Source organism: Acinetobacter sp. NEB 394 (assembly GCF_013374795.1).
GTDB classification, from domain to species: domain Bacteria; phylum Pseudomonadota; class Gammaproteobacteria; order Pseudomonadales; family Moraxellaceae; genus Acinetobacter; species Acinetobacter johnsonii.
Genome location: NZ_CP055277.1, coordinates 2,189,838 through 2,212,282 on the forward strand (window position 1 = coordinate 2,189,838; position 22,445 = coordinate 2,212,282).

Sequence of the window (22,445 nt, forward strand, 5' to 3'; positions counted from 1 at the left end):
TTAAATTATCCTCTTATAGTGTGACAACGTAAAGAAAAGCCGATGAATTTATTTATTTTTCAACTTCGCCGCAAAATTTCAAAATACGCACCTGAGTTGAAAAATAAGTTTTTGAAATAAATCACTTTATCTAGGTTTTTCTGAAAAATATTTTGTACCTTTTTTTTACAATCGAACCACAATATTTTCGCAAATTCACCACAAATTGGCTTTAAGCTTTTTACAAATGTTGCAAAACTCCTCCTAAATAAAAAAGGAATAAAAATGCGTCAATTCTTCATCCCAGCAATCGCGCTTAGTGCTTTATTTAGCTCAGCAGTTTTTGCTCAGTCTGAGAACCAATTAAACTACAATATTGTCAATGTTCAGGCCGAGGCAACACGCCAAGTATCCAACGATTTAATGAATGCAACGCTTTACATTGAACGTAGTAACAAACAACCTGCTGAACTCGCAACACAAATTACGCAGCTCATGAATCAAGCCACAGCTTTAGCTCGTAAATATCCAAGCGTAAAAGTCGAAACAGGCTCTCAAACCACCTACCCAATTTACAACGATGACAACCAAAAGTTAAAAGAATGGCGTGGTCGTGCTGAAATTAATTTAGAAAGTACCGATTTTAAAGCGGCGAGCCAATTGATTGGTGAGCTACAGCAAAACTTCCAAACGCAGTCAATTGGCTTTAGTGTGTCCGACACACAACGTAAGAAAGTCGAAAATGAGCTGATTATTGAAGCATCGAAAAACTTTCAACAGCGTGCACAATCGTTAGCACAAGCATGGAGTAAGTCAGGTTATAACTTGGTTAACTTAAACATTAATACCAGCAACTACTACCCTCGCCCAGTCATGATGCGTGCAGAAAGTGCAAAATTTGCAGCAGCTGATGCGCCAATGCAAGATGTTGCAGGCGGTGAATCTAAAATCACTGTGAATGCGAATGGTACTGTTCAACTTAAATAACAGATTTCATTCAAATTCATCTAAAAAGCCATGTTAAACATGGCTTTTTTATTGTGTGCCCCATCAAAAAAACTTTAATTCGCCTATTAATTTTAGCGTTTTAATTGCAACAAGTGATAATGGTTATTATTTGATTTCATCAAAGTTCAGCATATGATAGCCGCGCTATTTATTATGGATTGCGCACAAAAGAATGATTTTATCACGTCTTCATCTGCAGGATCGCAGATTATTCAAAGCCAAACAACTCAGTATTGCGATTGGGCTTTCTATGAGCTGCTTGACCTATGCACAAGCAGAAGAACTCACTGAAGCAACGAGCAACAATGTGCTTCCGACCATCAAACTTGAAGCACAAGGCAACTGGTTAGAAGATGCCAATGCAGAGAAAGTGCAAAAGCATGCAGGCGCCCGTACGATTATTAATCGCAATCGCTTAGATGAAGTTGCTGCGACTTCAATTAAAGATGCCCTGAAGCAAGTGCCTGGTGTTCAAGTTCAAGAAAATAATGGTACTGGTGGCAGTGATGTTTCACTCAATATTGGTGTCCGTGGTTTAGCCTCTCGTTTATCGCCTCGTTCTACTGTACTGCTTGATGGTGTTCCGCTATCATTTGCGCCTTATGGACAACCTCAGCTTTCTCTAGCACCGGTATCATTAGGCAATATTGAATCTGTGGATGTGGTTCGTGGAGCAGGTTCTGTACGTTTTGGGCCGCAGAACGTTGGCGGTATCATTAATTTTGCAACTCGCGCGATTCCTCAAGAGTTTGCAGCTAATGTCAGCCTAACAACCGAATATGCTTCGGGTACAGATCAAGTTAAATACAGCCCGAACCTATTTGTAGGCGGTACCTTAGATAATGGTTTAGGCCTTGCTCTGCTTTATTCGGGCACAAAAGGTGATGGCTACCGTGAAGCCAATAATAAAACTGACATTGATGATGTCATGTTAAAAACGGCCTATCAAATTACAGATGCGGATGCGATTGCCTTAAACCTACATCACTATGAAGGTTATGGTGAAATGCCTGAAGGCTTAACTGCCGAAAAATATGCACAAAACCCTTATCAGTCAAATAAGTCACGTAATTATTTCTCTGGTCGTCGCTCAGATGTGTCATTCCGTTATACACATCAAGATGAAAAAAATAACTTTGAATTGCTGACCTATTATATTGACTCATTTCGCACGAGTGACTTAGAGACAGATGTTAGTGCGACCACTTCGCGTATGGATACCTCTCCACGCGACTACAAAGTTTTTGCCATTGAACCGCGCTGGTCTCGTGCATACCAATTAGGTAACTCAAATAGCGAATTCACTATCGGCTATCGTTATTTAAATGAAGATAGTTCTGAGTTCTCAGGTCGCTCATCGACATATGCATTGAATGCACCTGTGACCGAAATTAAAGCACGTACCACGAGTGAAGGTGGCACTAAAGCACATGCAATTTATGCAGATAACCGCTTCGATTTAGGTAACTGGGTCATCACACCGGGACTACGTTTTGAATCAATTGAAACGCATAACAATTTTACTGCCTATAACCAAGACGTAGCAGTTAATACCGTTTCACCCAAAATTGATTCAGATGAGTTTTTGGTGGTGTTTTAAAAAGTATGCTGACATTAAATGAAGCCATTATTGATGTAAAAGAAGGTTAAGTCGAAGGCTTTAAAATGGTTTTCAAGCTTTTTGGAGAAATTGCAACTTCTTCTAAAACCACGCCTTATTCGATGCCTTATTTTGCAATTATTACCTTCAATTCCTACAGTAAACAACTTACCAATACTTTGCTTGCAGTTTTTAAAAGCAGTGATGAAACTGTCCCAATGATCACTTGCAATTCGGGTGTAGTGAATACCTAATTGTTTAAGCTTTGTCTTCAACCTTTGGACTGTAGCTAAATCTCTCTTACCCCAAACATAAGCAACAATCTCACCTGTTTCTCGATGGTAGGCGTAAATAAGCCATTGTTTATTATTTTTATTTCCAACAAAAGTCCAGAATTCATCTACTTCGAGAGATTCATAATGACTTTGTTTAGGCTGAATTTGATAGGCCGATTCAGTTAAAGTCCGGAAGACTTTACCGATACTAATGCGATCAACTTCAGCGATATCTCGTATACCGCTGCCTCTGACCATTAACTGTAATATTTTACGAGTAATGCCAGAATTACATCCTAGATAGCTCAGAGCATGGTCACCAATAAACTGACGTTTGCAGTCTTTGCATTGGTAGTTTTGTTTCCCATCTACTTTGATGCCATTTTTCTTTATACTGTCACTGAGGCAGGTTGGACATTTGATTTCTAGAGTTATTTGCATTTCTCTATTTTATCAAAATTCAACCTGCTTTTTTTTAGCATACTTTTTGATACACCACCGAGTTTTTACCCAGCCTATCGGTCATGTATAAAGCGACAGACAATTGGAACATTTTTGCCAATGCTGGCGTTTCATTCGGCCCACAGCAATACAACCAATTGGCACGTTTAGAAGGTGGGGTTGCGCAAAGCACAACTGATGGCTTACATCCTGAAAAGTCCAATAACTATGAAATTGGGACGAAATATTTAGGCAATGGTCTAAATGCAGAATTAACCGCGTTTTATTTAGACTTCAAAAAAGAGTTAATTTTAGAACGCGATGCCCAGAACAATGGCATTTGGACAGACTTAGGCGCAACCAGCCACAAAGGTGTAGAACTTGGTCTGGCTTATGACTTTGCCTATTTAACCGATGCGCTTGAGGGCTTAAAACTCTATAGCAACTACACCTTCACCAAAGCTGTGGCTGAAGCAGGCGACTTTGAAGACAAAGATCTTCCGTTCTACTCACGCCACACCGCAAATGTTGGTTTAGGCTATAAAGTGAATCAATGGAGCGTCAATGCAGATATGTTTGCCCAATCTAAGCAGCATTCTCCAGGTTCGGGTGATACCTATCAAACTGACGAATCGGCTGATGGAAAATTAGGTGATATTCCTGGTTATTCCACTTTTGCCGTGCGTACAGCCTATGACTTTGGTGAGCAATTCCACGGTTTAAAAATCGCGGGTGGCGTTAAAAACGTGTTTGATAAACAATATTTCACACGTTCTACTGACTCAACAGGCGGAAAATATGTAGGGCAACCACGTACGTTCTACCTTCAAACGTCATTTGATTTCTAAAACTTAAAGCCAATTCGTTCAACTATATTGAACTGTTAAAAAAGACTACATTTTTGTGGTCTTTTTTATTTTAACAATATGACAAAATTATGACTCTCTTCCGTACTTGATAAACACAATCCGCTTTCATGACTCTTTCAGAACTTAATTTATCGCTTTTTTCATGGATTAATGCTTCCCCTGAAGCCAGTAATACCAGTATTCATTTTGCCATTTTTATCGCCAATGACCTGCTCTATTGCATGATTTTACTGTTTGCTTGGTTTTGGCTACGTGGTAACTACGACACTAAAAAACAGATATTGAAGGCGTTTATCTTTACTAGTATCGCCATTTTGATCAGCCAATGTATTTCTCATGTGTATTATCACCCACGGCCTTTCGTCATGGAGGTCGGACGCACTCTCATTTACCATGCACCCAATGGCTCTTTCCCGAGTGACCATATGCTGATTTTTAGCAGTATCGCTTTTTCTTATCTCTTCTCTGCACAGCGTAAACTGGGAATTTCTCTCTTGGTCATGGCTTGGCTGGTTGCATGGTCACGTGTCTATCTTGGTGTACACTTCCCTTTAGATATGCTCGGTGCTTTTCTATTGGCTTTTGCCTTAAACTTCTTTGGATTAAAGCTTTGGAATCTCTATAAAGATAAAATCATGCAATGGGCACTCACCATTCACTTTTACTTATTTAAGCCCCTCATTCAAAAAGGCTATATCAAATAACTTTTGCTTTAAAACAAAAAATCCCGCTCGAAAGCGGGATTTTTTAATGCGTTTAAATCAGTAGATCGCCATGTGGTTTCGATGAATCATCTCAAGTGAACGGGCTTCACCTAGGACTTGATGAACTTTATCTGACGCCAAGCCCTTTACCAGCTCCGCAGAGCGCGAACTAAAGTTGACACGTCCGACCGCAACACGACCACCTTGTATATCAACACATTCAACCACGTCACCGCGTTCAAAATGCCCTTCCACAGCTTTCACGCCAACCGGAAGTAAACTACGATGATTGTCTTTAATCGCTTTGACAGCACCATCATCCAACACCAAACGACCCGCAGTTTGTAAGTGAGCTGCTAACCACTGTTGATGAGCAGTAATGCGGTCATTGTCAGTAATAAACAATGTCCCAAGCATTTCACCATCCATCAAACGTGCAAGCACATTGTCGCTTTCACCACTGGCAATCAGCGTTGGACAGCCAGACTTTGCAGCTAAGCGTGCAGCACGGACTTTAGTTAACATCCCACCACGACCAAACTTACCACCACCGCCAGCCATATCAAATAAACTCTCATCTAGAGCACGCACGGTATGGAACAGTTTTGCATCTGGATTTGAACGTGGGTCTGAGTCGAACATCCCCTGCTGGTCTGTCAAAATAATTAACAAATCTGCATGGACTTGACCTGCAACCATCGCGGCCAGTGTGTCATTGTCACCAAAGCGAATTTCATCGGTCGAAACCGTGTCATTCTCGTTGATTACAGGAATGACATGCCATTCAATCAAGTTCTGTAACGCGTCACATGAGTTCAAATAACGACGACGGTCTGCCAAGTCATCATGGGTTAATAACACTTGCGCAGTCTGAATGTGATGTTTTTCAAGCACACTTGACCACGTATGAATAAGCCCCATTTGACCAATCGCAGCACACGCCTGAAGACTGGGTAGATCGGTGGGTCGGCTGTCTAGCTTCATACGAACCATACCTTCAGCCACAGCTCCTGACGACACCAGAATAATCTCATGTCCTGCATTGTGTAGATCTGCAATTTGTTTCGCCCAATGCGAAATTGCATCTATATCTAAACCTTGCCCATTTGCTGTGAGTAAAGATGATCCGATTTTAACAACGATTCGTTTACAAGCTTCGAGCTTACGTTGCCCATCTACCACTTCTATCATCTTGTCCTCAGTTACTCATTACGAGCTTAACGTACGTAAAACACTTCCATTTCGCCGTCATCTTCATCATCGTCTTCATCATCATCAGCCAACAGGCCAGCAAGACGTTGTTGGCGACGCATTTCACGATATGCTTCTTTAGCGGCAATCGTTTGTTCGCGTGTTTCAGCTTCAAGCTGCTCACGGAATGCTTTCACTTCTGCTGCATAGTCAGGATCTTCAAGCTCACGTTCGCGTTGTTGCTCAATTTGATCCATCAGGTAATATACAACTGGTTTTGTCCCTTCAGACATCAAACCTGAAGTTTTAAATACAGGGCCATCCCACTGCATTTCATCTAAGATATGCTGACACCATTCATCACGCGTATCGTCTTCAAGTTGATCAACTTTGTTTAACACTAGAACGATAGGTAACTTTGAAAGTGTCGGAGAGAATTTTTCTAATTCACCCAAGATCGCTTTTGCATTGTATGCAGGATCAGAACCATCAATCGGCTGAACATCCACAATGTGAAGCAAAATACGCGTACGCGCCAAGTGCTTTAAGAAACGAATACCCAGACCCGCACCTTCAGAAGCCCCTTCAATCAAGCCAGGAATATCCGCCATTACAAATGAACGATGACTGTCTGCATCGACCACACCAAGGTTTGGAACCATCGTAGTAAACGGATAGTCTGCAACCTTAGGTTTTGCTGCTGATACGGCACGAATAAACGTCGATTTACCTGCGTTTGGCATACCCAGTAAGCCAACATCGGCCAGTACTTTTAGCTCTAAGCGAATTTCACGGAATTCGCCTTTAAAACCATGGGTACACTTACGTGGCGAACGGTTCGTCGATGATTTGAAGTGAGTATTACCCAAACCGCCATCACCACCCGCTGCGACAAGCACACGCTGACCACTTTCAACCAAGTCGCCAATAATGTCACCCGAGTCAGTATCAACAATGGTTGTACCTACAGGAACCTTTAATACTGTGTCTTCACCACCACGGCCTGCGCAGTTCGCGCCACGACCATTTTTAGCTCGCTCCGCACGGAAGCGGCGCGTATAACGGAAGTCTACAAGGGTACTAGTATTATCATCAGCTTCGATAAATACGCTACCACCACGACCACCATCACCACCGTCTGGACCACCAAAAGGTACGAATTTTTCACGGCGAAAACTGGCTACGCCATTGCCACCGTCGCCAGCCTCTACGGTAATGACTGCTTCATCAACAAAGCGCATGCTGCCAATCCTCTAAATACTTTAAAACCGCATATTCTGCCATATTTTACAAAATTTCTCGAATAGAATTATTCAGCGAAACATGAAATTTAGTCACAAAAATACCAAAATCTAACTTTTCGACACTTTTCACCTGATTTTATTCATTTTTTAATTTAAATGTGCTGACCATTTAGTCGTTAGATCGCTCTTCGACTCATTTTATTCAATCCTCCTCAACTTTTACTTTCAAAAAGGATTTTCACATCAAAATAGCGCACTAAAAGAATAGCTTGTTTGATAACAAGACTTTTTCACAGGCTGAAATTCTAATCAGCTCTAAACCACTTCCGCACGCCTGAGGAGTTCACTCTTAAAATGCAATTAAGGATTCTCACAACCAATCCACAATACTTGTCATCTTTTATTTTAAAGCTGCTACTCGCTCCTTGCTTTCTAGAATTTCAGGCAAACTTTTTTCAATCCAACCAATCAAATACATGGTTTTCTCAGCGGCTTGAGAACCCAAGATCGTCAATTGGTACTCTACTTTGGGCGGCACCACAGGATAGACCGTCCGTAGAATAAAGCCATCATGCTCAAGCGTTTTGAGCGTCTGAGAAAGCATTTTCTCACTCACTCCTTCTATACGCTGTTTGAGCTCACTAAAACGATGTACGCCATCACTTAAACAGCGCAACACCAGTACCGACCATTTACTCGTAAGATGCTCCAAAATTTCACGAGACGGACACTCCGTGGATAAAACTTGACCTAACAATTTGCTTGTCGCATAGGTGTGCATCATTTCTCTCCATTTGGTTTATTACTTACTTTTTGGTATGTACTTACATTTAGTAAGTTAACAGATTAAGATACAATCATCAAGTATAGAAAACAACCAACATAGGTGAATTATGAAAATTGCAATCACAGGTGCAACAGGACAACTTGGTAACCTCGTTATAGAGCAACTTTTGCAGCTGACCGCTGCCCAGAATATTGTTGCGCTGGTTCGTAAAATTGATAAAGCTGAACATTTCAAAGTCCAAGGTATTGAGCCGCGTGAGTTTGATTATGACCGCCCTGAAACATTAGTTCCTGCTCTATTAGGAATAGATAAGTTATTACTGATTTCAGCCAATGAAATTGGTCGCCGTACACCTCAACACCAAGCAGTGATTGATGCTGCGAAAGTGGCAGGCGTACCTTATCTTGCTTATACCAGCTTACTTCGTGCAGATACGTCCCCACTCGGCTTAGCCCAAGAACACCGTGAAACCGAAAAACTAATTCAAGACAGTGGAATCACTTATACCTTCTTAAGAAATAACTGGTATAGCGAAAACTACCTTGCAGGTGTTGCTCACACTATTGAAATTGGGACGCTTTTTGGCGCAGCTCAAGATGGCCGAATTAGCTCAGCATCACGTATAGATTATGCTGAAGCTGCAGCCAAAGTCTTAACTTCAACAGGTCATGAGAATAAAACCTATGAATTGGCAGGTTCTGAAAGTTTTAGCCTCTCAGACCTTGCAACTTTCATTGGCCAAGCTGTAAATAAAGACATTATTTATCAGAACCTAAGTGCGGAAGAATACACGCAAGGCTTAATTCAAGCCAGCCTCCCAGCACACTTGATTGATGTGATTGTGGATGCCGATGTGCAAACCGCCAAAGGCGCGATGTACTGCGACAGTAAAGACCTAGAACAATTGATTGGGCGTAAGACCACCAGCATTCAAGATGCGATTAAAGCAGCACTTTAAACCAATCATTTAATCTTCACATTCAAACACCACCAATCATTGGTGGTGTTTTTTATGGGTGAATGTTCTTCACGGGTAGAGTCATATTCATCTCCAAGTTCGCCGTCGTACTTCGCTCTATGTTGTACATAGTGGCATTGAAGCTTGCTATTTTGCGCATAGTCATTGGGTCATTCAAATTTAACTGTGGCGCAAACTGATGCAACACATGCAGATGCACTTGCTCATCAAACTCAAAATAGACCAAGCCATTAAACATAATTTTGATCGGGATGTGATAGTCTTGCTTTAAATGAAATGGCACAGCCAGCTTAATCGGAATATCTAAAGTGAGTGGAAACTTAGGCAACAGTTTATTTTGATAAATTAAATCCGTAGTTGTCTCCAACGGCATGTTTTGATCAATGAGCACCTCGGTTTGATAATCAAAAGATACTGAAACGGGTAGTTCTACTTCAAACTCTAAATTTGCCAAATATTTCCCAGTCAAAGGTAGGTTGATTTTCTGATCGATTTTCAGTTGCGTATCCAAAGTCCCAACGGATTGGGTTTCTAAATAATTACCCACTTGGATTTTTGTCGGTAAGGCGTCTGACAGTTGAATTTGGGCTTCACTCGCAGACACTTGCATACTGCTTGAATATTCAGGTACAACCAAAACAGCGCACCCACTAAAATTACAACGCACACAAAACTCAGTATCAACCGCTTCGCAGACTGGAATATCCACATACTCCCTCCTATGGCTTCACGTGTTCTTGAGGTAGAGGTTTTTCAGGCAGTAATTGCAAGCTATTGAGTGGAATTTTCAACTCACCCTGCTTAATTTCAATTGGTAATGTATTTTGCACATCCACCAACGCTTTCAACGCTGTTTTAATGGGAACGTTTAAATGTCCCTGTATGGGAATATTGCTCTTAACCACTGTATTGACTGGAATCTGTAGATTTTCTTTCAGTACAGTTTTCACAGGCGCATCAAATTTGAGGTCTACTTGCTGCTCAAGTGGCACATCGATATGAATCGGCACATCCAACTGAATGGGAATATTTCCTTTTAAAGGTAAAGTCACATCTCGTCCCATGACTTTCACCTGTACCTTGGTATCCACAGACATGCTCTGATTAATTTTCAAGGTTTCACGCACTGGAATGGTGGTTTTAATCGGAACCTGATTATCAAAATACACCCGTGGAGTCAGCGTTTGGGTTAGGGGAATATTCAGGTTTTCACGAATCGGAATTTCTGCATTGACACGCCCTGTGACATCCACATCTAAGGCATCATGAATTTTAACCTCAGCTTGTAAAGGCTCTTGCAGATCAATACTGACTTTTTGATTTTCTAATGGAATATAAATATTAAAGTGTTTAAAAATCCAAATAGCGATAAGCACACCGCATACAGATACTAACACAATGAATGCCAATCCACTTAGCACATGCTTCACTTGCAAATTCAAATTCCTTTTGTTTTATTTTCTTTTATCTGACAAATATCATCCGGTTGTCAGCTTAGAAAGTCATTTGGGACGGTATACCAACCAGACTCTTTAATTTTTATCGTCCTATTTTACACAGTACATTTTGATTATTCTAAGTAAATTAGTAGGGATTAAACATTGGCAATTCTTAGGACTCAAGCGAATACTTATGTCACCCCCAATGCACCTGATCAGCCTCACCCCACAACAGCAGCGCAAAAAAAAAGAGCCTCAATTGAGGCTCTTTTTAGTCGCTATTACAAATTATGCATTTGTTTCAGCTGGAATTTTTGGATAGCTTACGCCGCCCATTTGCTCTGCAATACGTAAAACTTGGCAGCTATAACCTACTTCGTTATCGTACCAAACATATGCAGTTAAACGGTTGCCCGAAGTGATTGTTGCTTGCGCATCAAATACACCTGCTGTACGCGAACCGATAAAATCAGATGATACAACTTCAGTCGAGTTGGTATAACCGATCTGACCTTGAAGGCTAGAGCTGATTGAAATTTTACGAATGTATTCGTTCACTTCATCACGATCAACTTCTTTATCTAAAGTTAAGTTCAAAATCGCAAGTGAAACGTTTGGTGTTGGAACACGTACAGAGTTACCTGTCAGTTTACCTTGAAGTGCTGGAAGTGCTTTAGCTACTGCTTTAGCCGCACCAGTTTCAGTAATTACCATGTTTAACGTTGCAGCACGACCACGACGGTCTGCTTTATGGTAGTTATCGATTAAGTTCTGGTCGTTTGTGAACGAGTGAACTGTTTCAACATGACCATTCAACACTGTGTATTTGTCATGTAATACTTTAAGTGTTGGTGTAATTGCGTTGGTTGTACAGCTTGCAGCAGAGATAATGGTATCTTCATCAAGAATGTCTGCTTGGTTCACACCAAAAACTACGTTCTTCATGTCGCCTTTACCAGGTGCAGTCAAGATCACACGTGCAGCGCCTGGGCACTTAAGGTGTTGAGCAAGACCTTCCGCATCACGCCATTTACCTGTGTTGTCAATCACTAATGCATTGCTAATACCATAATCAGTATAATCAACTTCAGTTGGGTTCGACGCATAAATGACTTTGATGAATTGACCGTTGGCAATGATTGCTTCATTTTCTTCATCAACAGAAATCGTACCAGAGAATGGACCATGGATTGAGTCACGGCGTAATAAAGACGCACGTTTTTCCAAATCACCATCAGATGACTTACGAACCACAATCGCTTTTAGGTTCAAACCACGGCCAAGACCAGACTGACCAATCATTAAACGTGCAAGGATACGGCCGATACGACCAAAACCGTAAAGGACAACGTCACGACCTTCCACTGAAGTCGCACGACCTTCTACACATTTAACAGCTGCTGCAACAAATGCGTCAACATCGCCACCTTGCTCTTTAAAAGCAACGGCTAATTTGCCTAGATCAATTTCAGCAGTACCGATATTTTCAATTTTAGCCAACGCTTCAAGAATTGGGAACGTGTGTACAACTGAAAGCTCAACGTCCATCATACGAGTGAAACGGTGCGCTTTTAAAATTTGGATAACTGAACGGTTAACTAAAGAACGTCCAAACACTGAAACCACAATATTTTTTTCACGGTAAAGCTGACCGATCAAAGCGATCATTTGTTCCGCGATTTCTTCACGGTTTTTCCAGCGACCTTGGTGTTCTGCGTGTAGGGCGATGATAGTCTCTTTGCTCACAGATACGTCCTCTAATTAATTTAATCTAAGCGTAAATTTTAAAACCCAACAATTGTAAAGGATTTAGCGCCAAGTTTGAATCGAAAGCTGTAAATGCATGATGTTTTTTGTCGTATATCCATTATTAATTTAAGAAATGATTGCATTTAGTCTTATGATTTTACAGTATAAAAATTAAAAAATTATTTTTTAGATAAAAAATAAACAGTTACGCAAATGATGTTTTATCAAACAGTCAACTATTCTTAAAGGCCAAGAAACAAATAAGAAACATGCTTATTGCCCAAATTCCAGCGCAATGACAGCTCCGAACATCATTAAATTAGTCTGAATGTTGCTGTTTTTCAAAATTCTTAATATTTCGTTCGAGCTGTTTTTTATTTTGTTGCTGCTTATATAAATGCAACACACCTTCAATAATAAGCAATAAGACTGCGAACCAAATTGGAATATAAGTAAACCACTCACCTGCCTCTATACGCTCCCCCATGGCAACTGATGCTCCTGCTAATAAAACAGGCTCCAAATAACTCAGCAAACCAAAGATCACAAAAGGTAAATAACGACTCGCAAGTATATAACTTCCAAGTCCCATCGCACTTAAGAAACCCAGTCCGATGACCGCCAAAATCAGGTGTGGAAACTGTTGTATCAAAGCCAAACTATCGCCATGCACAAAGCCCAAATAGAACGCGACAGGTAAAATTAGAAACAGATCCCACCAGAAGCCACCCAAATGATCCGTTTTACAAACACGGCGCAGGAAGAAATACAAAGGATAAGCCAAAGCGATATAGACTGTTTCCCATGCCATGCTACCAATACGCCAAATTTCATGTCCTACCCCTAGCACTGCAAGGGCTACCGCAGCCATTTGCCAGCGGGATAGTTTTTCCTTGTAAAGGATGCAACCAACCAACACCATGACCAAAGGCAGCAAAAAATAGCCAAGCGACACCTGTAGGCCGCGACCATTCATAGGTCCCCATAAAAATAGCCACAACTGCGTGGTACATAAAACCGAACTAAACAATAACCAAGCAAACATCCAAGGTTCTTTAAAGATACGCTTAAACAACTCCGAAATGAGTTTTAAATCGCCACTCCACCACATGAATGCGGTTAAAAAGGGTAAGGTCGAAAGCATACGCCAAGCAAAAGTTTGCTCACTATCTAAGGGCTTTAAAAAAAAGGTATAAAAATACAAAACCCCAAAAGTGACGGATGCTAAAACCGATAGTGCAACACCTTTATACATCCTTCACTCCACATTGATTTACGCGATTTTAATAGGTGCCGATTATAAAGCGTTCGCCTGTATAAAGCTTTATTATTCAAGTTTTAAAATACGTATATGAAACTAAAAAAGCCATGCTTCAGCATGGCTTTCAAGGCTTAATAGATTTTACTTTTGCAATTGTTTGGTATGAATCAGATCATTCAAGTCATAACCCACTGACTTTGCATATTCTAAGTATTCATTAATGACTTTTTGGTCTGGTTGCGGCGAGCGAGAAAGTACCCACATATATTTACGTCGTGGCTCACCTATTAAAACCGTTTGATAGTCATCATCAATTTTTAAAATCCAATAATTCCCTCGTGCCACAGGTAACCAACGCACCACTTCAGGTAAAAAACTCACTTTCAACTTACTGTTAAAAGGTGGGTTTTGTACAAATGCTTCACCTATGGACTGCATCAGCTTACCATCTTGGGCATAACAGCGGTTATCTACTGTCACATTGCCATTTTCATTCAGGGTATAAGTAGCCGAGACATTACTTCCGCATTTATTTTGGAAGTACATGGGCTTACGTGCAATTTCGTACCAAACACCCAAATAACGGTCTAATTCAACCTTATCCACCACAGCTAAGGGTTTGCTCTGGGCATAAGCCATGGTTGCCATGCCTAACCCTACTAAAACAGCACCACCTACAGCAATTTTGGCAAGCGTAAAACCCGCCTTTGGAAGATTTGCAGACATAAACTGTACCTTTAATATTTCAGAATTTATGATCTAAAAATGAACATCTCTTTAAAAAATAATGCTTTCTGCCCAAATTACTGTAGCGTTATGTAAATGCAACTTAGGTTAGAAGTTGTGCTTTTAAGCGCAAAATTTCATCTCGCAGACGTGCAGCTTGCTCAAACTGTAGCTCTTTAGAAGCTTTTAACATTTCTTTTTCCAGCTTGGTTAAGTGCTTGGCAAGAAGTTTCGGATCGGACAGCAAGTGCTGCTCATCTGCACTGAGCGTTTGGTGTTGATCTGCAATACCACTTTCAACTTGATCATCTGTCAGCACTTCGCCTGTATCAATATCCTTTTTATTTTGTCTGATGGTGCTGCGCGGAATAATGCCATGCAGTTCATTAAAGGCCATTTGTTTTTCACGACGACGGGCTGTTTCATCGATGGCTTTTTGCATCGAATCGGTAATCCGATCACCATATAAAATCGCTTTGCCTTTTACATTACGTGCTGCACGACCAATGGTTTGAATCAAAGAGCGCTCAGAACGCAAGAAACCCTCTTTGTCCGCATCCAAGATAGCCACTAAAGATACTTCAGGCATGTCCAAGCCTTCACGTAGTAAGTTGATCCCGACGAGAACATCGTAGACACCTGAACGTAAGTCATGAATAATTTTCACCCGTTCAACGGTATCAATATCTGAGTGCAGATAGGCAACTTTGACGCCATATTCTTTTAAGTACGAACTTAAATCTTCTGCCATACGTTTGGTTAAGGTGGTTACCAAAACACGCTCATCTAGATCTTTACGGATATTGATCTCAGACAAGACATCATCAACTTGAGTCAATACCGGACGTACTTCAATTTCGGGGTCAATCAACCCTGTAGGACGAACCACCTGCTCAGCTATTTGCTCGGCTTTTTCAAGCTCGTATTTGGCTGGTGTGGCACTGACATAAATTGTAGCTGGGGTAATCCGTTCCCACTCTTCAAACTGCATTGGGCGGTTATCTAGAGCACTAGGAAGACGGAAACCATAATTCACCAAGTTTTCTTTACGCGAACGGTCACCTTTATACATCGCGCCAATTTGCGGCACAGTCACGTGTGACTCATCAATAATCAGCAAGGCATCATCAGGGACATAATCAAACAAGGTTGGCGGCGCTTCACCCGCAGGGCGACCTGACAAATGACGTGAATAGTTTTCAATACCGTTGGTATAGCCCAACTGCTGCATCATTTCTAGATCATAACGGGTACGTTGCTCAATTCGCTGAGCTTCAAGCAATTTGTCATGTGCACGAAAGAAACCTAAACGCTCTTTTAACTCTTCACGAATCGTGCCGATGGCGCGCTCTAAATTATCTTTCGGTGTTACATAGTGACTTTTTGGATAAATGGTTACACGCGGAACTTTACGTACCAATTTGCCTGTCAGTGGATCGAACCAACGAATCGAATCGACTTCATCATCAAATAACTCGATTCGAATCGCATGCTGATCCGATTCAGCAGGGAAAATATCAATAATTTCCCCACGGATACGATAGGTACCACGTAAAAACTCAAGCTCATTACGGCTATATTGCATTTCCACCAAACGACGAATGATGTCATCACGTGCGATACGATCGCCCTGTACAATATGTAGCAACATGCTCATATAAGCATTAGGGTCACCCAAACCATAAATAGCAGAAACTGAAGCAACAATAATTGCATCGCGACGCTCTAAGAGCGAACGCGTCGCAGATAAACGCATTTGGTCAATGTGATCATTGATCGCAGAATCTTTTTCAATGAATGTGTCTGAAGATGGCACGTAGGCTTCAGGTTGGTAATAGTCATAATAACTGACAAAATATTCGACGGCATTGTTCGGAAAGAAAGATTTGAACTCACCATAAAGCTGTGCAGCTAAGGTTTTATTATGTGCCATGACAATGGTCGGACGTTGCGTCCGTGCAATCACGTTGGCCATGGTGTAGGTTTTACCAGAACCGGTAACCCCAAGTAACAACTGGTCGTGATAGCCCTTTTCTATTCCAGCAACAAGCTTTTCGATGGCTTGCGGCTGATCACCTGCGGGTTGGTAATTGGTGACTAAATCAAAAGGTTGTTTCTCACTCACAGACATATCCCAAGATTTGCTTCTTCAACCGTCTATTTTAACAGATTCAATCCAGAGCAATTCTTGCTTTTAGATTTTTAATGTAATTTACTGAAAATATTACAAAGATTTTTCACTTGACCCCCCCGTATTTCAAGGGCAACATGAAGTGAAGAAGAGCGAAAAATCAGAGCCTATGACATACCAATATCATGACGAAAGCATCGTCAAAAACCTAGATGAACATACCGTATTTGTGTTTGGTAGTAACATGGCAGGTCAACATGCGGATGGCGCTGCCCGAACTGCACTTGAGCACTTTGGCGCAATCAAAGGCGTCGGACGTGGATGGTCAGGGCAAAGTTATGCCATTCCCACCATGAACGAACACTTACAACAAATGCCGCTCTCGCAAATTCAACACTATATTGATGACTTTAAAATCTATACTAAAAATCACCCTAAAATGACTTACTTTCTAACCTCTATCGGCTGTGGTATTGCGGGTTATAAAGTTGAAGAAATTGCTCCTATGTTTAAAGGCATTTCTCATAATGTTATTTTCCCCGCATCATTTCGCCCATTTGTGGAAAGAACTCTGCCACGCCTAAGTAAAAAATTTTTGCATACTATTTTTAACGATGCTGTGATTTTCAGCACTCAAAATGATGACATGCTGATTCAGCATTTGGCCTTAACCGATAATGAAAAAAGTTTAGCCAAAATTATTCTCAACACACGCATGTATCCAACCGACAGTAATGGTCGCGATCGTGTTTTTGAAATTGAAGATATTTTACATGCGCTGTCTGGGAAAATATTTGATTTTGAGACCAACGCTGAGGGGCGCATGCTTTTTGGTGGTGCCATTCTAGCGCTGTTGGAGCTTTATAATATCAATGAACAAGACTTCATTGAGGTTTGGCAAGGCACACGAGAAATCGCACCACCGAAGCCCGAACATCGTGCGCGAAAAGCCTCACGTTAAATCCAATCTTCTCAAAAAAGCCAATCCATCAGATTGGCTTTTTTAGTTAAAAATAATAGAGCTGTTGAACACTTCACATATCCTCCAATCGCCAACTACGACAAAAAATATGTGACGGTACTGTACCTGCTTTTCCCTTTTTAACTTTTAAAAGTTCACTTACACTCTGAATCATAATCATACTTTTCAAAAATTTAAATAAATCATGAGAATAAATAGACAGCTTAAAGCTCTAAAATCCAGAAGAAACAAGCATGCACTTTTCAGTATGGTTATTGCCGTTGTCATTCTGATTGCATTTTATCAACTGCCTCAATTTCAGTATTTTAATTTTATAAATCTATCCCCAGTCTACTTTGTCGTCATAGTATGCTTATCTTTCTTCGAGAAGGCAAAGAACGAACAACCGAAAAAGAACAACCTCCTCTTAAATATTTTATTCATGAGAGCCCCCTTCATCATCATTAATGGTTTTGCACTTTCTAGGCTCAGCAAATTCGTAGACTATTCGGCTGTGCATCTTGCACATTATTTGCTAAACCACAAGCAATCAAGATTTCATGCAAATCTACCAACGGTTTTAAAGCAATACACTTTTTATATCGGCGTTAAATCATATTATTCATTAGGCTTAAACACTTTTAGCCTGTAAAGAACTCCAATAAAATCACAAAAAAATTTAAAATAACTTTTTTATCACATTAGGGTGTGTTGACACTTTTAGCTTAAAAAATAGCGAAGTAGTAAAATCAAATCGCCAAACCCAATTTTACTATTCGCTATGCCTCGTACCATGCTGACAGATCAACACTGGCAAAAGTTGAAAGCTATTCTGCGTAATTTATCCATTCACCACAACTCAAATTTACGCAATTTTATTGAAGCTATTCTCTATAGAATTAGAACAGGCTGTCCGTGGCGAGATATTCCTTGTTGTTTTGGTCATTCAAACTCTATTTTCAAACGTTTTAATCGTTGGTCAAGCAGCGGTAAGTTACTTAGATTATTCAAATTGCTAGCCTCATGCCCCGATATGGAGTGGATTTTTATTGATGGCTCTCATGTACGTGCTCATCAACATTCTGCTGGCATAGCGAATCAATCTATTTCTAAAAGTGTAGGAGGAAACTCCTCAAAAATACATTTGATTGTTGATGCACATGGCAATCCTATTGATTTCATAATTACCGATGGAACCACACATGATGTTAAAGTTGCACCTGATTTAATATCAACATTAGATTTAAAAGAGACAAAAGTGGTATGCGCAGATAAAGGCTATGATTCAGAACCACTGCGTGAACAGATCAGGAAAACAGGGACTAAAGCGAATATACCAAAGAAAACGAATAGCCAATCTAACAATGACCATATGGACTGGTATTTATATAAAATCAGGCATTTAGTTGAAAATATGTTTTGTAGATTAAAGCAATTTAGAGGAATAGCTACTCGATATGACAAGCTCAAAAGAAATTATCAAAGTTCTGTTGCTTTAGCCTGTATATTTTTATGGCTACCTTTATAGGGTTAATTATGAACAGTAAATGTCAACAGACCCTACTTTAAAAAGTTTTTTTAAGGCTTATACTGCTTTAAATTCCAACATAAAAACGAGATATAAATGCAATTATTGGACTCTCCTATTTTTGAATTATCTCCCATTGCCATGTGGTTAGAAGACTTTAGCGAAGTACAAAAACAATTCGATCTTTGGCGGAGTGAAGGTGTTGAAGATATTGCGTCTTTTCTGTTGGAAGACAAATCACGTATTTTAAGTTGTGCGCATAAAATTAAAGTCCTGCATGTCAACCCGCAAACCTTAAAACAATTTGAAGCCCAAAATTTTGAAGACTTAACCGCAAACCTTGCGCAAATTTTTAAAGCAGATATGTCAAGCACTCATTTAAATGAGCTGGTCGCGCTTTGGAATGGTGAGACCTTATTTGAAAATACTGCTGTAAACTATACGCTTACAGGTCATCGCCTTGACATTCGCCTGCGAGGGACAGTACTTCCTGGTCATGAACACGATCTTTCGTTGGTTCTGATCACCACAGAAGACATCACGCCTTATGCCAATGCACAACGTTTAGAAAAAAAAGTCGTTTAATTGCTGAGGCACGTTTTCAATACTCGCCTACTTCGCTTTGGGTTGAGGACTTTAGCCGAGTCAAAGCACGTTTAGATCATTTACGTCGTTTGGGGATCAGTGACTTTAAAACCTTTCTTGATGTCCACAATGACTTTATTAATGAATGTCTCAGAGACATCATGGTTACCGATGTCAACCAAGCCACACTCGATCTGTTTGCTGCACGTGACAAAGACCATTTACTTAAAAATTTGCATAAAGTCTTTCAGAACGAAACCCAACAGACCTTTCGACATCAGTTGCTCGAACTGTGGGATGGCAATATTCAACATAACTGCGAAGCGGTCAACTACGCGCTCGATGGCAGTATTCGCCATGTGCTGTTACATTTTGCCGTGTTTCCAGGCTTCGAAGACGATTGGGGTATGGTTCAACTGGCGCTCACCGATATTACTGCACGTAAAAAAGCCGAGAATTATCTTGAGTACTTAGGCAAACATGATGTCTTAACCAAACTTTATAACCGCTCTTTCTACAGCACCGAAATTAATCGACTTGAGCGCAATAACCTACGCCCTGTGTCTTGTATTTTCCTAGATATGAATGGCTTAAAAGCTATCAATGACAACCTTGGTCATGATCAAGGCGATAGCTTATTACGCCGTATGGGGAATACCCTGAATCAGTTAATTGAAAATACCCAATACTCTGCTTCAAGGATCGGTGGAGATGAATTTGTGGTGCTATTACCTGCCGCCGATGAAGCCGCATTGAACCACTGTATTGAAATTTTGCATGAACTTTTAATGGTGGATAACCAATTTAATAATCATCAACCTATTAGTGTGTCGGTTGGCACTGCTACCAGCCAGCCAAATGAGCGGGTTGAAGATATGCTTAAACGTGCCGACACTGCGATGTATGAACACAAAAAAACCTACTATGCAGAAAATGATCGACGGGTTAGCAATTACAACCCAGCGAATGATCAATAAAAAAGCGCCCTAAACAGGGCGCTTTTTTATATCAATGGCGTGTCCCGTCCTGAAATAAGTTTACACCTTTAAGAGGCTTATTTTATGGAACATGAACGAGAACAAAGAGTTAAACGTACACAAGGTGATTATAGCTTTGCCTTTAAAATGATGGTTGTACATGAAGTAGAAAAAGGGCAAATTACTTATAAACAAGCTCAGGCAAAATATGGTATTCAAGGAAGATCAACTGTGCTGGTATGGTTACGCAAGCACGGACAACAGGACTGGACTTCGAATATGCCGCCTTCTTCTAAACGCCAATTAACACCCCAACAACGAATCCGCCAATTAGAAAAGCAGTTAGCCGCAGAAAAGCTTAAAACTGAATTTATTCAGGATGTGATTTATCACATTGATAAAGAATGTGGGACTGATCTTGGAAAAAAGTATACCGAGCACGTTTCAAAGATTGGCAAAGCCAAAGAGGACTAAGCGTTTCACGTTATTGTCAGTGGTTGGGAATCACCCGACAAGCTTATTATCAAGCAGAAAAACGTGCTCAAATGACTGCACAAGCAACTGAACAAATACTTGAGTTGGTTATGGAATATCGTTGTCTCATGCCAAGTATCGGAACACGTAAGTTGTATTGGCTTATTAAAGGCAAATTGTTGCAGCGTGGTTTAAAGTGTGGACGGGATCAGTTATTTAAAATATTGAAAGAGCATAATTTATTGATTCGCCCCAAGCGTCGCTATACAAAAACTACGGATAGCAAGCATTGGATGAAGAAGCATCCAAATTTATTAAAGGATTATTCAGCAGTGCAAGCCAACGAAGTCTTTGTTAGTGATATTACTTATGTTGAGAGTGCTGAAGGCGTACATTATTTATCATTGGTGACAGATGCTTATACCCGTCAGATTAAAGGTTATAAGTTATCGAATGATATGCGTGCGGAGAATGTTATGCAGGCTCTACATATGGCGATGCAGCATGTGACGGATCGAGCGACTAGGATGATTCATCATTCAGACAGAGGCTCTCAGTATTGCTCTGAGCTATATCAATCGGCATTGCGCCATTATGGGATATGTCCTTCCATGACAGATGGCGCACTTGCGAAACAGTGTTTCTCATATCAAAATGCATTAGCAGAGCGGATTAATGGAATATTAAAGCAGGAGTTTTTAACTACACGATGTCAAACCATGAAGGAGTTAGATCACTTAATTACGGAATCTATCATGATTTATAATTACTATAGACCACATTTAAGTTTAAATATGAACACCCCGAATCAGATGTATGAGCAAACTAAAACCGAGCTAATTGCTTAACTCGGTTTGAAGTGGAATACTGTCAATCTATTTCAGGACAAGACATCTATTTAACCTTCAGGCGACTGAGCAAAATTATGCGCAGTAATTAAAATGCCGTAACTGGCATTCAGATAATCGCCTTGGAAGATCTCATCTTCACCATTGGCATGGCATACGGTTAAGGTTTGGCACATCGCGTCATAGTGAAAAGAATCAAAACACTCTTGATGCTGACACAGCCAGGTTAAGGTATCAGTCAGATTATCATCGACAATATAAGTCTGTGCTTGAAAATTTTTAGTCATTATCTGTATACGCTAAACACTGTTATTCAGCTATTGTAAGCCGTTCTGCGTCAATTCAGTCGAACTAAGCCATAAAAAAATACAGGCATTAAAAAGTGAGCCTACGCTCACTTTTCCTTAAGATGATTAGTCAGTTTTAGAATCACCGCACTTTCGGCATTCCATATGCTCTCCTATTTCAGTCATTTGTTCATATTCATAAACGTGGATGCAAAATAATTTTTTAAACAACTGAAGCATTTTTAACTCCTGTAAATGATTTTTTAAAAATTCACTTCTTAAAATAGGTATATCTTCCTGAAATACCCACAACTCATATCTCATGAGCTATACACAGTTTTAAACATACTTTTTATAAATTTCAAGTGCCTTTTGTCGAATAACATCATAAAGTGATAAATG

Annotated in this window: 16 protein-coding genes and 4 pseudogenes; 9 read left to right on the forward strand and 11 right to left on the reverse strand. The window is 40.3% G+C overall.

What is annotated here, in order from left to right; genetic code table 11:
• Positions 1-264: 264 nt before the first annotated feature.
• Both HUK62_RS10510 and HUK62_RS10515 read left to right on the forward strand, forming a co-directional pair.
• Positions 265-966, forward strand: a complete 702-nt coding sequence (locus HUK62_RS10510; RefSeq protein ID WP_078388995.1) for an SIMPL domain-containing protein — start codon at positions 265-267, stop codon at positions 964-966.
• A 271-nt stretch (positions 967-1,237) separates the two neighbouring features.
• Positions 1,238-2,575: pseudogene (locus HUK62_RS10515) on the forward strand (TonB-dependent receptor plug domain-containing protein); the annotation flags it as partial.
• Between the two features lie 26 nt (positions 2,576-2,601).
• Here the strand turns inward: HUK62_RS10515 and HUK62_RS10520 are convergent.
• Complete coding sequence (locus tag HUK62_RS10520; protein ID WP_176537817.1) at positions 2,602-3,303, reverse strand: IS1 family transposase; 702 nt, start codon at positions 3,301-3,303, stop codon at positions 2,602-2,604.
• A gap of 59 nt (positions 3,304-3,362) precedes the next feature.
• On the opposite strand from HUK62_RS10520, the pseudogene HUK62_RS10525 reads away from it, so the two are divergent.
• Positions 3,363-4,151: pseudogene (locus HUK62_RS10525) on the forward strand (TonB-dependent receptor); the annotation flags it as partial.
• A gap of 128 nt (positions 4,152-4,279) precedes the next feature.
• Positions 4,280-4,876, forward strand: a complete 597-nt coding sequence (locus tag HUK62_RS10530; protein WP_176537818.1) for a phosphatase PAP2 family protein — start codon at positions 4,280-4,282, stop codon at positions 4,874-4,876.
• A gap of 57 nt (positions 4,877-4,933) precedes the next feature.
• Here the strand turns inward: HUK62_RS10530 and proB are convergent, their stop codons facing one another.
• From proB to HUK62_RS10545, 3 genes are all read right to left on the reverse strand, one after another.
• Positions 4,934-6,067, reverse strand: coding sequence for a glutamate 5-kinase (gene proB, locus HUK62_RS10535; protein WP_005399671.1), 1,134 nt, complete (start codon positions 6,065-6,067; stop codon positions 4,934-4,936).
• Positions 6,068-6,093: 26 nt separating this feature from the next.
• Complete coding sequence (gene cgtA / locus HUK62_RS10540; protein WP_176537819.1) at positions 6,094-7,308, reverse strand: Obg family GTPase CgtA; 1,215 nt, start codon at positions 7,306-7,308, stop codon at positions 6,094-6,096.
• 403 nt (positions 7,309-7,711) lie between these two features.
• Entirely contained in the window at positions 7,712-8,092 is a 381-nt protein-coding gene (locus tag HUK62_RS10545; RefSeq protein WP_004980366.1) for a helix-turn-helix domain-containing protein, read from the reverse strand.
• Between the two features lie 112 nt (positions 8,093-8,204).
• Here HUK62_RS10545 and HUK62_RS10550 point away from each other — a divergent pair, with 112 nt between their 5' ends.
• Complete coding sequence (locus tag HUK62_RS10550) at positions 8,205-9,056, forward strand: SDR family oxidoreductase (RefSeq protein WP_176537820.1); 852 nt, start codon at positions 8,205-8,207, stop codon at positions 9,054-9,056.
• 52 nt (positions 9,057-9,108) lie between these two features.
• Here HUK62_RS10550 and HUK62_RS10555 read toward each other — a convergent pair.
• From HUK62_RS10555 to uvrB, 6 genes and pseudogenes are all read right to left on the reverse strand, one after another.
• A pseudogene (locus HUK62_RS10555) lies at positions 9,109-9,788 on the reverse strand (hypothetical protein).
• Positions 9,789-9,796: 8 nt separating this feature from the next.
• Positions 9,797-10,513, reverse strand: coding sequence for an MFS transporter (locus HUK62_RS10560; RefSeq protein ID WP_176537821.1), 717 nt, complete (start codon positions 10,511-10,513; stop codon positions 9,797-9,799).
• A gap of 291 nt (positions 10,514-10,804) precedes the next feature.
• On the reverse strand, positions 10,805-12,262 hold the full coding sequence (locus HUK62_RS10565) for a glyceraldehyde-3-phosphate dehydrogenase (RefSeq protein WP_176537822.1): 1,458 nt from the start codon (positions 12,260-12,262) through the stop codon (positions 10,805-10,807).
• A gap of 322 nt (positions 12,263-12,584) precedes the next feature.
• Entirely contained in the window at positions 12,585-13,520 is a 936-nt protein-coding gene (gene rarD / locus HUK62_RS10570; RefSeq protein ID WP_176537823.1) for an EamA family transporter RarD, read from the reverse strand.
• A 147-nt stretch (positions 13,521-13,667) separates the two neighbouring features.
• Positions 13,668-14,252 carry a lipocalin family protein gene (locus HUK62_RS10575; RefSeq protein WP_176537824.1) on the reverse strand — a complete coding sequence of 195 codons (585 nt, stop codon included), beginning with the start codon at positions 14,250-14,252 and terminating at the stop codon, positions 13,668-13,670.
• A gap of 103 nt (positions 14,253-14,355) precedes the next feature.
• Positions 14,356-16,377, reverse strand: coding sequence for an excinuclease ABC subunit UvrB (uvrB, locus tag HUK62_RS10580; protein WP_176537825.1), 2,022 nt, complete (start codon positions 16,375-16,377; stop codon positions 14,356-14,358).
• 175 nt (positions 16,378-16,552) lie between these two features.
• On the opposite strand from uvrB, the gene HUK62_RS10585 reads away from it, so the two are divergent.
• The 4 genes and pseudogenes from HUK62_RS10585 to HUK62_RS10600 all read left to right on the forward strand — a co-directional run bounded on the left by HUK62_RS10585 (position 16,553) and on the right by HUK62_RS10600 (position 21,756).
• Positions 16,553-17,344 (forward strand): hypothetical protein, encoded by a 792-nt coding sequence (locus HUK62_RS10585; protein WP_058869426.1) that lies wholly within the window; start codon positions 16,553-16,555, stop codon positions 17,342-17,344.
• 781 nt (positions 17,345-18,125) lie between these two features.
• Complete coding sequence (locus tag HUK62_RS10590) at positions 18,126-18,872, forward strand: IS5-like element ISAba31 family transposase (RefSeq protein WP_176537513.1); 747 nt, start codon at positions 18,126-18,128, stop codon at positions 18,870-18,872.
• Positions 18,873-18,968: 96 nt separating this feature from the next.
• Positions 18,969-20,434, forward strand: a pseudogene (locus tag HUK62_RS10595) (sensor domain-containing diguanylate cyclase).
• An 84-nt stretch (positions 20,435-20,518) separates the two neighbouring features.
• A protein-coding gene (locus HUK62_RS10600) for an IS3 family transposase (protein WP_176537826.1) occupies positions 20,519-21,756 on the forward strand; the annotation gives its coding sequence in 2 pieces (ribosomal slippage) (positions 20,519-20,855 and positions 20,855-21,756; 1,239 coding nt in all).
• A gap of 50 nt (positions 21,757-21,806) precedes the next feature.
• On the opposite strand, the gene HUK62_RS10605 is transcribed toward HUK62_RS10600, so the two are convergent.
• Positions 21,807-22,043: a hypothetical protein gene (locus HUK62_RS10605; RefSeq protein ID WP_176537827.1), complete on the reverse strand. Its 237-nt coding sequence runs from the start codon at positions 22,041-22,043 to the stop codon at positions 21,807-21,809.
• Positions 22,044-22,445 lie beyond the last annotated feature (402 nt).